Source organism: Devosia sp. Root105, assembly GCF_001424865.1.
Lineage (GTDB): Bacteria > Pseudomonadota > Alphaproteobacteria > Rhizobiales > Devosiaceae > Devosia_A.
Genome location: NZ_LMCR01000012.1, coordinates 43867 through 57327, shown reverse-complemented (window position 1 = coordinate 57327; position 13461 = coordinate 43867). Strand labels below are relative to the sequence as shown.

Genomic DNA, 13461 nt, shown 5'->3' with positions numbered 1-13461 from the left:
CATGAGCAAGCTCGGTAAGCGTACTGACGCCGCCCGCGTGGGCATCGATCGCAAGAAGCTCTACGCGCTCAGCGACGCCGTGAAGATGGTCAAGGAACGCGCCAAGGCGAAGTTCGACGAGACCGTCGAAGTTGCGTTCAACCTGGGTGTTGACCCGCGTCACGCCGACCAGATGGTCCGCGGCGTGGTGAACCTGCCCAACGGCACCGGCAAGACCGTTCGCGTCGCCGTGTTCGCCAAGGATGCCAAGGCCGATGAGGCCCGCAAGGCCGGCGCCGATATCGTTGGCGCCGAAGACCTGGTGGAAATCATCCAGGGTGGCAAGATCGAGTTCGATCGCGTGATCGCCACCCCGGACATGATGCCGCTGGTCGGCCGTCTCGGTAAGATCCTCGGGCCGCGCAACCTGATGCCGAACCCGAAGGTCGGGACCGTGACCCCCGATGTCGCCGGTGCGGTCAAGTCCGCCAAGGGCGGTGCCGTCGAGTTCCGCGTCGAGAAGGCAGGCATCCTGCACGCCGGCGTCGGCAAGGCCTCGTTCTCGGAAGAGGCCCTGTTGCAGAACATCAAGGCGTTCGCCGACGCGATCCAGAAGGCTAAGCCTGCTGGCGCCAAGGGCACCTACGTCAAGCGCGTCGCCGTGTCCTCGACCATGGGCCCGGGCGTGCACGTCGATCCCTCGTCGGTCAACGCTTAAGACCGACTACCAATTCCTGGCGGCAGCGATGCCGCCAGGATGCCGATCTTCGGATCGGTGAAGTCCTGTCCGAGACTGCGGGTCTGCCCGAAAGGGCGCTAATCCCGAGCCTGCGACGCGCTCGCGCGCATCAAAGGAACCCAGCGACGCGCTAGCGCGCGATCAAGGGAACAAGGGGCCCGCATAGATGGGGTGACAACCGGAATTCGTGTCCGGTTCGAACCAGGCCAGTTGCCGCCAAGGGGCATTTCGCCCTCCGACGGTCAGCCGGTTGACAGGCATCAACCGCTGCACTCCCAAACGGAGGGCAGCAATTGGCAAACGGTCCGGGGCCTATCTCCGGACCAAATGTGGAGACTAGCAGTGGAAAGAGCGGAAAAGGCTGAGCTCATCGCCTCGCTCCAGTCGTCGTTCGCGACGGCCGGATCGATCGTTGTTGCCCAGAATGCCGGCTTGACCGTTGCCGACCTGGAAAATCTGCGCAGGCAGATGAAGCAGGCCGGCGGGACGATCAAGGTGGCCAAGAACCGCCTTGCCAAGCTTGCTCTGAAGGAAACCGACAACGCCGATATGTCGGCCCTGTTCTCAGGTCCGACCGTCGTCGCCTTCGCCAAGGATCCCATGATCGCGCCGAAAGTCGCGGCCGCTTTCGCTGACAAGAACCAGAAGTTCGTGGTTCTCGGTGGCGCAATGGGGAAGACCGGGCTCGACGCCAACAACGTCAAGGCGCTCGCCACCATGCCGTCGCTGGACCAGCTTCGCGCCACGCTCGCAGGGATGCTCAAGCAGCCCGGCACGCGTATCGCGTCGGTCCTCCAGGCCCCTGGTGGTGCGGTTGCACGGGTCATCTCGGCGCACGCCGAGAAGAGCAATGCAGCATAGGCAAACTACCCACGTGGGGCCGATCCGGCCCTCCACGGTTCGAACTGAAACATCAAAGAGAGTGAACTCAAATGGCTGATCTCGCCAAACTCGTAGACGACCTGTCTGCCCTGACCGTTCTGGAAGCTTCCGAGCTGTCGAAGCTTCTCGAAGAGAAGTGGGGCGTTTCGGCTGCCGCTCCGGTCGCCGTCGCTGCCGGCCCGGCCGCTGCTGCTGCCGCTCCGGTGGAAGAGAAGACTGAATTCGACGTGATCCTCGCTTCGTTCGGCGAGAACAAGATCAACGTCATCAAGGAAGTCCGCGCCATCACTGGTCTGGGCCTCGGCGAAGCCAAGGCGCTGGTCGAAGCGGCTCCGAAGGCCGTCAAGGAAGGCGCCAACAAGGCCGAAGCCGAAGACATCAAGAAGAAGCTGGAAGCCGCCGGCGCCAAGGTCGAGCTCAAGTAAGCTCGTCTCCGGACAACGATCTCGGGCAGCGCGGCAGAATTGCCGCGCTGCCTTATTTGCGTCGCATTTATAGTGTTTGGGACGCGTTCCACCCGCGCGATTGGATGGCCGGGCAGGATAATCAAAATTTCGGAGTTCGGATGGCGCTCATCGAGCGCAGATGAATTCGAGTGCAGTTGCGACGGGGGCAGAAGTGGCCCCGCGCAAACGAGTGCGTAATGACCGGGGCTCTCTCCCTCTCACCGGGCCCCGATGAAAATAACAAGGCTGATGTCCTGATGCCCGACGGCTGATAGTCGGGCCTTTGGACATCTGCCTCCGAGACATCGAGAAATTTGAGGAGCTGGTATGGCTACCACTTTCAACGGCCGCCGCAAGGTACGCAAATCTTTCGGCAGCATTCGCGAAGTCACGGAGATGCCCAATCTGATCGAGGTTCAGAAGGCCTCCTATGATCAGTTCCTCATCGTCGACGAGCCCAAGGGCGGTCGTAACGATGAGGGGCTTCAGTCCGTTTTCCGGTCGGTTTTCCCGATCACCGACTTTTCCAACACTGCCTCCCTCGAGTTCGTGAAATACGAGTTCGAGCAGCCCAAGTATGACGTCGACGAGTGCCGTCAGCGCGACATGACGTTCGCAGCGCCGCTCAAGGTCACGCTTCGGCTGATCGTGTTCGAAGTTGATGAAGAGACCGGCGCTCGCTCCGTCAAGGACATCAAGGAGCAGGACGTCTATATGGGCGACATGCCGTTCATGACCATGAACGGTACTTTCATCGTCAATGGCACCGAGCGCGTCATCGTTTCGCAGATGCACCGTTCGCCGGGCGTGTTCTTCGATCACGACAAGGGCAAGACCCACTCTTCGGGCAAGCTCCTGTTCGCCGCCCGCATCATCCCGTATCGCGGTTCCTGGCTCGACATCGAGTTCGACGCCAAGGACATCGTGTTCGCCCGTATCGATCGTCGCCGCAAGATTCCGGTGACCTCGCTGCTCAAGGCGCTCGGCATGGATGCCGAGGAGATCCTCGACACCTATTACACGACGCTGCAGTTCGAGAAGACCAAGACCGGCTGGCAGAAGCCGTTCGACGCCGACAAGATGAAGAACGCCAAGCCGACGTTCGACCTCATCGACGCCAAGACCGGCGACGTCGTGCACGAAGGCGGCAAGAAGCTCTCGCCGCGCCAGGCCAAGAAACTCGCCGAGAACGGCCTGACCCATCTCGCCGTGGTGGAAGAGGACCTTTACGGTCAGTTCATCGCGCAGGACCTGGTCAACCTCAAGACCGGTGAGATTTTCGCCGAAGCCGGCGACGAGATCGACGAGAAGCTGCTCAACAAGCTCAAGGACGCCGGCTTCGACGCGCTGCCGATCCTCGACATCGACCATGTCACCGTGGGCGCATACCTGCGCAACACGCTGGCCGTCGACAAGAACGAGTCGCGCGAAGACGCGCTGTTCGACATCTACCGCGTGATGCGTCCGGGCGAGCCCCCGACCGTCGAGACCGCCGAAGCCATGTTCAAGTCGCTGTTCTTCGACAGCGAGCGCTATGACCTGAGCGCCGTCGGCCGCGTCAAGATGAACATGCGTCTCGACCTCGACGTCGAGGACACCGTCCGTATCCTGCGCAAGGACGACATCGTCGAGGTGGTTCGCACCCTCGTCGACCTGCGCGACGGCAAGGGCGAGATCGACGACATCGACAACCTCGGCAACCGCCGGGTGCGTTCGGTCGGCGAGCTGATGGAGAACCACTACCGTCTCGGGCTGCTCCGCATGGAGCGCGCGATCAAGGAGCGTATGTCGTCGGTCGAGATCGACACCGTCATGCCGCAGGACCTGATCAATGCGAAGCCCGCGGCTGCCGCGGTGCGCGAGTTCTTCGGCTCGTCGCAGCTCAGCCAGTTCATGGACCAGACCAATCCGCTGTCGGAAGTCTCGCACAAGCGTCGCCTGTCGGCGCTCGGGCCTGGCGGTCTCACCCGTGAGCGCGCCGGCTTCGAAGTCCGTGACGTGCATCCGACCCACTATGGCCGTATCTGCCCGATCGAGACGCCGGAAGGCCCGAACATCGGCCTGATCAACAACCTCGCGACCTACGCCCACGTCAACAAGTACGGCTTCATCGAGACCCCGTACCGCAAGATCGTGGACGGCAAGGTGACGGACGACGTCGTCTACTTGTCGGCAATGGAAGAGGCCAAGCACTACGTCGCCCAGGCCAACGCCAAGCTCACCGCCAAGGGTGAGTTCGCCGACGACCTGGTCGTGGCTCGCCACGCCGGCGACAACGGCCTGACGCCCAAAGAAACCATCGACCTGATGGACGTTTCGCCCAAGCAGGTCATCTCGGTCGCGGCTTCCTTGATCCCGTTCCTCGAGAACGACGACGCCAACCGCGCCCTGATGGGCTCGAACATGCAGAAGCAGGCCGTGCCGTTGCTGCGTGCCGAGGCGCCGTTCGTCGGCACCGGCATGGAAAAGATCGTCGCCCGTGACTCGGGCGCCGCGATCGTCGCCAAGCGCAAGGGCATCGTCGACCAGGTGGATGCGACCCGTATCGTTATCCGCGCCACCGAAGAGACCGATGCGTCGAAGTCCGGCGTCGACATCTACAACCTGATGAAGTTCCAGCGTTCGAACCAGTCGACCTGCATCAACCAGCGTCCGCTGGTGGTGGTGGGCGACCATGTCGATGCCGGCGACATCGTTGCCGATGGTCCCTCGACCGACCTGGGCGATCTGGCTCTCGGCCGCAACGTGCTCGTCGCGTTCATGCCGTGGAACGGCTACAACTTCGAAGACTCGATCCTGCTCAGCGAAAAGATCGCCATGCAGGACGTGTTCACCTCGATCCACATCGAGGAATACGAAGTGATGGCCCGCGACACCAAGCTTGGTCCCGAGGAAATCACCCGCGACATTCCGAACGTTTCGGAAGAAGCGCTGAAGAACCTCGACGAAGCCGGTATCGTCCACATCGGTGCGGAAGTCGCTGCCGGCGATATCCTCGTTGGCAAGATCACCCCGAAGGGCGAAAGCCCGATGACGCCGGAAGAAAAGCTCCTCCGCGCCATCTTCGGCGAGAAGGCCTCGGACGTCCGTGACACCTCGCTCCGCGTTCCGCCGGGCGATGCTGGTACCGTCGTTGAAGTGCGCGTGTTCAACCGCCACGGCATCGACAAGGACGAGCGCGCCATGGCCATCGAGCGCGAGGAAATCGAGCGCCTGGCCAAGGACCGTGACGACGAGCAGTCGATCCTCGACCGCAACGTCTATGCGCGCCTGAAGGAAATGCTGTTCGGCAAGACCGCGACCGCTGGCCCCAAGGGCTATGTCAACGGCACCAAGCTGAACGACGCGACCTTCGACGCCCAGCCGCGGTCCAAGTGGTGGCAGTTCGCCCTCGAGGACGACAAGGTGATGGCCGAGATGGAGGCCCTCCACGCTCAGTACGAGGAGAGCCGCAAGCTGCTCGAGCAGCGCTTCATCGACAAGGTAGACAAGCTGCAGCGCGGTGACGAACTTCCGCCGGGCGTGATGAAGATGGTCAAGGTCTTCGTGGCGACCAAGCGCAAGATCCAGCCGGGCGACAAGATGGCCGGCCGGCACGGCAACAAGGGTGTGGTTTCGCGTATCACCCCGATCGAAGACATGCCGTACCTGGAAGACGGTACGCACGTCGACATCGTGTTGAACCCGCTCGGCGTGCCGTCGCGCATGAACGTGGGCCAGATTCTCGAGACGCATCTTGGCTGGGCCGCGCGCGGCCTGGGCAAGAAGATCGACGAGATCATGAAGACCTACCAGCAGAAGGGCGACATGACGCCGCTCAAGAAGGAGATCAGCGCCCTCTACGAAGGCGACGAGTACGTCTCCCAGCTTGACGACGACAGCCTGCTCCGCCTCGGCGAGCATCTCTCCAAGGGCGTGCCGATCGCCACGCCGGTGTTCGACGGCGCCAAGGAGAGCGATATCGTCGAGCTGCTGACGCGGGCAGGGCTGAACTCCACCGGCCAGTCCATCGTCTTCGATGGCCGTACCGGTGAGCAGTTCGATCGCCGGGTGACCGTGGGCTACATCTATATGCTGAAGCTCCACCACCTCGTGGACGACAAGATCCACGCCCGCTCGATCGGCCCGTACTCGCTCGTTACCCAGCAGCCGCTGGGCGGCAAGGCGCAGTTCGGTGGCCAGCGCTTCGGCGAAATGGAGGTGTGGGCGCTCGAAGCGTACGGTGCCGCCTACACGCTGCAGGAAATGCTGACCATCAAGTCGGACGACGTTGCTGGTCGCACCAAGGTCTACGAGGCGATCGTCAGAGGCGACGACACCTTCGAGGCGGGCATCCCCGAGAGCTTCAACGTTCTCGTCAAGGAAATCCGCTCTCTCGGCCTCAATGTCGAGCTGGATACGTTTGAAGGCGATGCGCTGCCCCAGGGCGGCCCTGCCGACAACCAGCTCGCACCTCCTCAGAACGCGGCGGAATAAGGCTGCCGAGTTCAACCCACATTCACTTCGGACGCTTCCCGGCCCGAGCCGCCGGGGAGCTCCGATAAGAGGAGTCTACCGATGAACACTCATCACCACGTCATGGACCCGTTCAACCCGCAGGTCCCGGTTCAGATGTTCGATCAGATGAAGATCAGCATCGCGAGCCCGGAAAAGATCCTGAGCTGGTCCTACGGCGAGATCAAAAAGCCCGAGACCATCAACTATCGTACCTTCAAGCCTGAGCGCGACGGCCTGTTCTGCGCGCGCATCTTCGGGCCTGTGAAGGACTACGAGTGCCTGTGCGGCAAGTACAAGCGCATGAAGTTCAAGGGCGTCATCTGCGAGAAGTGCGGTGTCGAAGTCACCCTGAGCCGCGTCCGTCGCGAGCGCATGGGCCACATCGAGCTCGCCGCCCCGGTTGCCCATATCTGGTTCCTCAAGTCGCTGCCGTCGCGTATCGCGCTGCTGCTCGACATGACGCTGAAGGATATCGAGCGCATCCTGTACTTCGAGCAGTACGTTGTGCTGGACCCTGGCCTGACCCCGTTCGGCGTGAACGAGCTGGTCACCGAGGAGCAGTATATCGACGCCCAGGACCAGTATGGTGCCGACAGCTTCACCGCCAAGATCGGCGCCGAGGCCATCCGTGACCTGCTGCTCTCGCTCGACCTCGAGAAGATCGCCGCGGACCTCCGCGTCGAGATCGCCGAGGCCACCACTGAGCTCAAGCCCAAGAAGCTGGCCAAGCGCCTGAAGATCGTCGAGCAGTTCATCGTCTCGGGCAACAAGCCCGAGTGGATGATCATGACCGTCATCCCGGTCATCCCGCCCGAGCTCCGCCCGCTGGTCCCGCTGGACGGCGGCCGCTTCGCCACGTCCGACCTCAACGACCTCTACCGTCGTGTGATCAACCGCAACAACCGCCTGAAGCGCCTGATTGAGCTGCGCGCTCCGGACATCATCATCCGCAACGAGAAGCGCATGCTTCAGGAAGCGGTCGATGCGCTGTTCGACAACGGCCGCCGTGGCCGCACCATCACCGGTGCGAACAAGCGTCCGCTGAAGTCGCTCTCCGATATGCTCAAGGGCAAGCAGGGCCGGTTCCGCCAGAACCTGCTCGGCAAGCGCGTGGACTATTCCGGCCGTTCGGTGATCACCGTGGGTCCGGAGCTCAAGCTCCACCAGTGCGGCCTGCCCAAGAAGATGGCGCTCGAGCTGTTCAAGCCCTTCATCTACTCGCGCCTTGAGGCCAAGGGCCTCTCGTCGACGGTGAAGCAGGCCAAGAAGCTGGTCGAGAAGGAGAAGCCCGAGGTCTGGGATATCCTCGATGAAGTGATCCGCGAGCACCCGGTTCTCCTGAACCGCGCTCCGACCCTTCACCGTCTGGGCATCCAGGCGTTCGAGCCGCACCTGATCGAAGGCAAGGCTATCCAGCTGCACCCGCTCGTCTGCGCGGCGTTCAACGCCGACTTCGACGGCGACCAGATGGCCGTGCACGTGCCGCTCTCGCTCGAGGCGCAGCTCGAAGCCCGTGTGCTGATGATGTCGACCAACAACATCCTGCACCCGGCCAACGGCCAGCCGATCATCGTGCCGAGCCAGGACATCGTGCTGGGCCTCTACCACCTCTCCCTGATGAACGAGGGTGAGCCGGGGCAGGGCATGGCGTTCTCGGACATGGGCGAGCTGGAGCACGCGCTGGCTTCCGGCGTCGTCACCATGCACACCAAGATCAAGGGGCGCGTCGACGTCTATGATCTGGAAGGCAACCGCACGACCGAGATCGTCGAGACCACGCCGGGCCGCATGTTGCTGGGCAAGCTCCTGCCCAAGCATCCGGCGGTGCCGTATGCGACGGCGAACCAGCTGATGACCAAGAAGATGATCTCCAAGATGATCGACACCGTGTATCGCGGTTGCGGTCAGAAGGAGACGGTCATCTTCTGCGATCGCATCATGGATATGGGGTTCAAGCACGCTGCCCGCGCCGGCATCTCGTTCGGCAAGGACGACATGGTTATCCCGGCCTCGAAGTACAAAATCGTCGAGGACACGCGTAAGCAGGTCGAAGAGTTCGAGCAGCAGTACAATGACGGCCTGATCACTCAGGGCGAGAAGTACAACAAGGTGGTCGACGCCTGGGCCAAGTGCGGTGACAAGGTCGCCGAAGAGATGATGAAGGGCATTGCTGCCGTTCAGTTCGACAAGGAGACGGGTCGTCAGAAGCCGATCAACTCGGTTTACATGATGAGCCACTCCGGTGCGCGCGGTTCGCCGGCGCAGATGAAGCAGCTCGCCGGTATGCGCGGCCTGATGGCGCGTCCGGATGGCTCGATCATCGAGACCCCGATCACGGCCAACTTCAAGGAAGGCCTGAACGTTCTCGAGTACTTCAACTCGACCCACGGTGCTCGTAAGGGCCTCGCGGACACCGCGCTGAAGACCGCGAACTCGGGTTACCTGACCCGTCGTCTCGTCGACGTGGCGCAGGACTCGATCATCACCGAGCTCGATTGCGGTACCGAACGCGGCCTCACCATGGAGCCGATCGTCGATGCCGGCCAGGTCGTGGCTTCGCTGGGCCAGCGCATTCTCGGCCGCACCGCGGCTGACGATGTGGTGAACCCGGAGAACGGCGACGTCATCGTTCCCAAGGGCACGCTGCTCACCGAAAAGGACGTGGAGCTCATCGAGAGCTACAAGGTCCAGTCGATGCGCATCCGTTCGCCGCTGACCTGCGATCTCCGCCAGGGCTGCTGCGCCGCGTGCTATGGTCGCGACCTCGCTCGCGGTACGCCGGTCAACATCGGTGAAGCTGTCGGCGTTATCGCCGCTCAGTCGATCGGTGAGCCGGGCACCCAGCTGACCATGCGTACGTTCCACATCGGTGGCACCGCGCAGGTGGTTGACTCGTCCTATCTCGAGGCTGGCGCCGAGGGTAAGGTCGAGATCCGCAACCGCAACGTCGCCAAGGTCGAGGGCGGCCAACTGGTCGCCATGGGCCGTAACGTGACCATCGCCATCCTCGATCCCGAGGGCAAGGACCGCGCCACGCACCGCGTGACGTACGGCGCCAAGCTCCGTGTCGATGACGGCGCCGAGGTCAAGCGCGGCCAGCGTATCGCCGAATGGGATCCCTACACCCGTCCGGTGCTGGCCGAAGTCGATGGCGAAGTCGGCTTCGAGGATCTGGTCGACGGTGCATCGGTGACGGAAAACACCGACGAGACCACCGGCTTCACCAAGCGCGTCGTGGCTGACTGGCGGACCAGCCAGCGCAGCGACGGCCTGAAGCCGGCGATCACGATCAAGCGTGGCGACGCCGTCGTCAAACTGGATCGCGGCGGTGAAGCCCGGTACCTGCTCTCGGTCGACGCGGTCATCGCGGTCGAGCCGGGCGAGAAGGTGTCGCCGGGTGACGTTCTGGCCCGTATTCCGCTGGAAAGCGCCAAGACCAAGGACATCACCGGCGGTCTGCCGCGTGTGGCCGAGCTGTTCGAGGCCCGTCGTCCCAAGGATCACGCGATCATCGCGGAGATCACCGGCACGATCAAATTCGGTCGCGACTACAAGAACAAGCGCCGGATCATCATCGAGGCCTCGGAAGAGGGCGCCGAGCCCGTCGAGTACCTGATCCCGAAGGGCAAGCCGTTCCACCTCCAGGAAGGCGACACCATCGAGAAGGGTGAGTACATCCTCGACGGCAACCCGGCACCGCACGACATCCTGGCGATCAAGGGCGTGGAAGAGCTTGCTCGTTACCTCGTCAACGAGATCCAGGAAGTCTACCGGCTGCAGGGCGTGCTGATCAACGACAAGCACATCGAGGTGATCGTTCGCCAGATGCTGCAGAAGGTCGAGATCGTGAACCCGGGCGACAGCGGCATGCTCAAGGACGAGCAGCTCGACAAGCTGGACTTCGACGAGCTCAACGACCAGCTGGTTGCCGACGGCAAGAAGCCGGCGACGGCCAACCCGGTGCTGCTTGGCATCACCAAGGCGTCGCTGCAGACCCGCTCGTTCGTGTCGGCCGCGTCCTTCCAGGAAACCACCCGCGTCCTCACCGAGGCGGCAGTTTCCGGCAAGGCCGACCTGCTCGAAGGTCTCAAGGAGAACGTCATCGTCGGCCGCCTGATCCCGGCCGGCACCGGTGCGGGTATCAGCAAGGCCAAGGCGATCGCCACTCGTCGCGACGACATGATCCTCGACGAGCGTCGCCGCCAGGCCGAGACCGCCGCCATCCCGGCGCCGACCCCGACCCCGGTGGAGCCGGCCGAGTAATCGGCAGGACATCGCAGAACTTCGAAAGGGCCCTCCGGGGCCCTTTCTTTTTTCTGGCAGCAGGAAACTGCCGACAACCGCGCCGGCGACGTGGACAAACTCCGATCGCTGCATGACATGCTGCGGCCATCGTCGTTCGTCCGCGATTCAGCGTGTCAGCCGGGCGGCGACTTGAGCACCAGGAGATACAATGCGTATTCCGCCGCTTGCCATCGCCGTTGCCGTGATCGCCGTCGTCGCTGTCATCCTGTTCGGCTCCTGGTACCAGATCGACCAGGGTGAAGAGGGCGTCGTGCTCCGCAACGGGGCGGTCACCGGCACGGTTGGACCGGGCCTCCACTTCAAGTTGCCGATCGTCGACGAGGTGAAGGAGGTGTCGCTGCAGTCCCACACCAAGACCTTCGAGTCGATGGAGTCCTACAGCCGCGACCAGCAGCCGGCGCAGATCCGGCTGTCGGTGAGCTATCACGTCATTCCGGGTAGCGGCGCTGAGGTCTATGCCGAGTATGGTGGCGTCGACAACATGATTGCCCGGCTGGTCGAGCCGCGCGTGCCGGCATTGTTCAAGAACGTCTTCGGCCAGTATGACGCACTGGGTGTCATCCAGCAGCGCGCCAAACTCAACCTCGATGCGCTGGCCGCCCTGCAGGCCGGCATCGGCGACCCGATCATGGTGGAGAGCGTGCAGGTTGAGGACATCAAGTTCTCCGCTGCCTACGAGAACTCCATCGAGCAGAAGCAGCTCGCCACCGTCGAAGTGCAGAAGCGGCAGCAGGAACTGGCCCAGCAGGAAGTGCAGGCCAAGATCACCGTCACCCAGGCTCAGGCGGAAGCGGACTCGGTCGTCGCCACGGCCACCGCCAACGCTCAGGCTGTGCGACTTGCCGCGGAAGCCGAGGCCTACTCGATCGAGATCAAGGGCCGGGCCGAAGCGACGGCGATCGACCAGCGTGGGCAGGCGCTGAAGGACAACCCGGGTGTCGTGGCGCTCGTGCAGGCCGAAAAGTGGGACGGCGTCCTGCCATCGGTGATGCCGCCCGGCGGTACGGTGCCGTTCCTCAACCTGACGCCCACGCCCACGATACCCTGAGCCTGCGTGCTCGGCACCGTATGAAAGGGCCCTCCGGGGCCCTTTCGCATTTCCGTCGTCGCTCCGACGCAAATCTGCAACCGCTCTGTGAGGCAAGCGACACACGGCATCAGTACCTGAGGCGCGCAACCCAAAGGAGCATCTCATGTTGCGCAAAGCCTTTATCGCCGGCGTCAGCCTTGCCGCGCTCGCCAGCGCCGCCATTGCCCAGGACGTCGCGCCCAAGCAGTTCGACGCGGGGCTTAAGGCGCATGCCCAGCTGCCGGCCCAGTCCTTCATTCCGGCGCCGGCAGATGCCCCGGCCTACTTCAACCTGTCCGGCCGCTTCACCAATGGTCCGAAGACCGAGGCGCTCTACTCGGTCTACGACCCGAAGACCGGGCTGTCCCGCCCCTATGCCGGGCAGGCGATCCAGGGTTTCTCGGGCATTCGCTCGCTCGGCGGCGACCGCTTCCTGGTGCTGACCGACAATGGCTTCGGCTCCAAGCTCACGTCGACCGACTCGCTGCTGATGTTCCACGAGCTGAAGCTCGACTGGGCCAACGGCCGGGTAGGGGTGACGAACACCACCTTCCTCAAGGACCCGAACGGCGTTGTGCCGTTCCGCATCGTCAACGAAGCCACCAAGGAGCGCTATCTCACGGGCTCCGACTTCGACATCGAGTCGATCCAGCCGGTCGGCGACACCTATTGGCTCGGCGACGAGTTCGGCCCCTGGCTGATCAACGTCGCCGCCGACGGCACAGTGCTCAAGGTCGTTGCCACCAAGATCGGCGATGTCGACTACAAGTCGCCGGACAACCAGACGGTCGTCACCCCCAATCCGGGCACCCCGCTCGCCGGCGTCAACACCCAGCGTTCCGGTGGCTACGAGGGCATGGCCCAGTCGGCCGACGGCAAGACGCTCTACCCGCTGCTCGAAAAGACCTTCTTCGACGAGACGGCCGGCGCGGCGGAACTGGTCGACGGCAAGCCGGCGATCCGCATGCTGGAGTTCCACCTCGACAGCAACAGCTGGGGCGAGCAGCTCCGCTACTACCCGCTGGAGGACGCTGCGAACTCGATCGGCGACTTCAACATGATCGACGATCACCGCGCACTGATCATCGAGCGCGACCAGGGCTCGGGCGGCGCCTGGGCCGACAAGCCGGCCAAGCTGAAGCGCATCTATCTGGTCGATCTCAACAAGACCGATGCCGATGGCGTGCTGCACAAGCTCGCCTATATCGACCTGCTCGCCATCAAGGACCCGAACGGCGTCGCGCCGCGCGGTACCGAGAGCGGCGTCTTCACCTTCCCGTTCGAGACCATCGAGGATGTCGACCTGGTCGATCCGACCACCATCGTCGTCGCCAACGATAACAACTATCCTTACTCGGTGGGCCGTCAGCAGGGCCGGGCCGACGACAACGAGTTCATGCTGCTCGACGTCGCCGACTTCCTGAAGGCCGAGTAAGTAAGGCCCAGCCAGAACCGGAAGGGGCCGATACCGGCCCCTTCCTTTTGTCTAGTCCAGGTGTCATGCAGTCGTCATACGTCGCGCCATAGAAGCCGACCGGACAAGC

At 63.2% G+C, this 13461-nt stretch carries 7 protein-coding genes; all 7 read left to right on the top strand.

Annotation, left to right across the window (positions count from 1 at the left end):
• The first annotated feature begins 1 nt into the window (after position 1).
• The 7 genes from rplA to ASC68_RS08835 all read left to right on the top strand — a co-directional run bounded on the left by rplA (position 2) and on the right by ASC68_RS08835 (position 13352).
• Entirely contained in the window at positions 2–697 is a 696-nt protein-coding gene (gene rplA / locus ASC68_RS08865) for a 50S ribosomal protein L1 (protein WP_055877960.1), read from the top strand.
• Positions 698–1060: 363 nt separating this feature from the next.
• Positions 1061–1579 carry a 50S ribosomal protein L10 gene (gene rplJ, locus ASC68_RS08860; protein WP_055877957.1) on the top strand — a complete coding sequence of 173 codons (519 nt, stop codon included), beginning with the start codon at positions 1061–1063 and terminating at the stop codon, positions 1577–1579.
• Between the two features lie 71 nt (positions 1580–1650).
• Entirely contained in the window at positions 1651–2025 is a 375-nt protein-coding gene (gene rplL / locus ASC68_RS08855; RefSeq protein WP_055877952.1) for a 50S ribosomal protein L7/L12, read from the top strand.
• Positions 2026–2373: 348 nt separating this feature from the next.
• Positions 2374–6522 carry a DNA-directed RNA polymerase subunit beta gene (rpoB, locus tag ASC68_RS08850; RefSeq protein ID WP_055877950.1) on the top strand — a complete coding sequence of 1383 codons (4149 nt, stop codon included), beginning with the start codon at positions 2374–2376 and terminating at the stop codon, positions 6520–6522.
• Positions 6523–6603: 81 nt separating this feature from the next.
• Positions 6604–10806, top strand: coding sequence for a DNA-directed RNA polymerase subunit beta' (gene rpoC / locus ASC68_RS08845; protein ID WP_055877948.1), 4203 nt, complete (start codon positions 6604–6606; stop codon positions 10804–10806).
• A 190-nt stretch (positions 10807–10996) separates the two neighbouring features.
• Positions 10997–11896, top strand: coding sequence for an SPFH domain-containing protein (locus ASC68_RS08840; RefSeq protein WP_055877945.1), 900 nt, complete (start codon positions 10997–10999; stop codon positions 11894–11896).
• Between the two features lie 145 nt (positions 11897–12041).
• The gene (locus ASC68_RS08835; RefSeq protein ID WP_055877943.1) at positions 12042–13352 is read left to right on the top strand and encodes an esterase-like activity of phytase family protein; all 1311 of its coding nucleotides are present in this window, start codon (positions 12042–12044) and stop codon (positions 13350–13352) included.
• Positions 13353–13461: the final 109 nt, after the last annotated feature.

What these genes read in the sequence shown, in the direction of transcription:
- rpoC (WP_055877948.1), top strand. Translation starts at nt 6,604, where the DNA reads ATGAACACTCATCACCACGTCATGGACCCGTTCAACCCGCAGGTCCCG.
- ASC68_RS08835 (WP_055877943.1), top strand. Translation starts at nt 12,042, where the DNA reads ATGTTGCGCAAAGCCTTTATCGCCGGCGTCAGCCTTGCCGCGCTCGCC.
- rplA (WP_055877960.1), top strand. Translation starts at nt 2, where the DNA reads ATGAGCAAGCTCGGTAAGCGTACTGACGCCGCCCGCGTGGGCATCGAT.
- rpoB (WP_055877950.1), top strand. Translation starts at nt 2,374, where the DNA reads ATGGCTACCACTTTCAACGGCCGCCGCAAGGTACGCAAATCTTTCGGC.
- ASC68_RS08840 (WP_055877945.1), top strand. Translation starts at nt 10,997, where the DNA reads ATGCGTATTCCGCCGCTTGCCATCGCCGTTGCCGTGATCGCCGTCGTC.
- rplL (WP_055877952.1), top strand. Translation starts at nt 1,651, where the DNA reads ATGGCTGATCTCGCCAAACTCGTAGACGACCTGTCTGCCCTGACCGTT.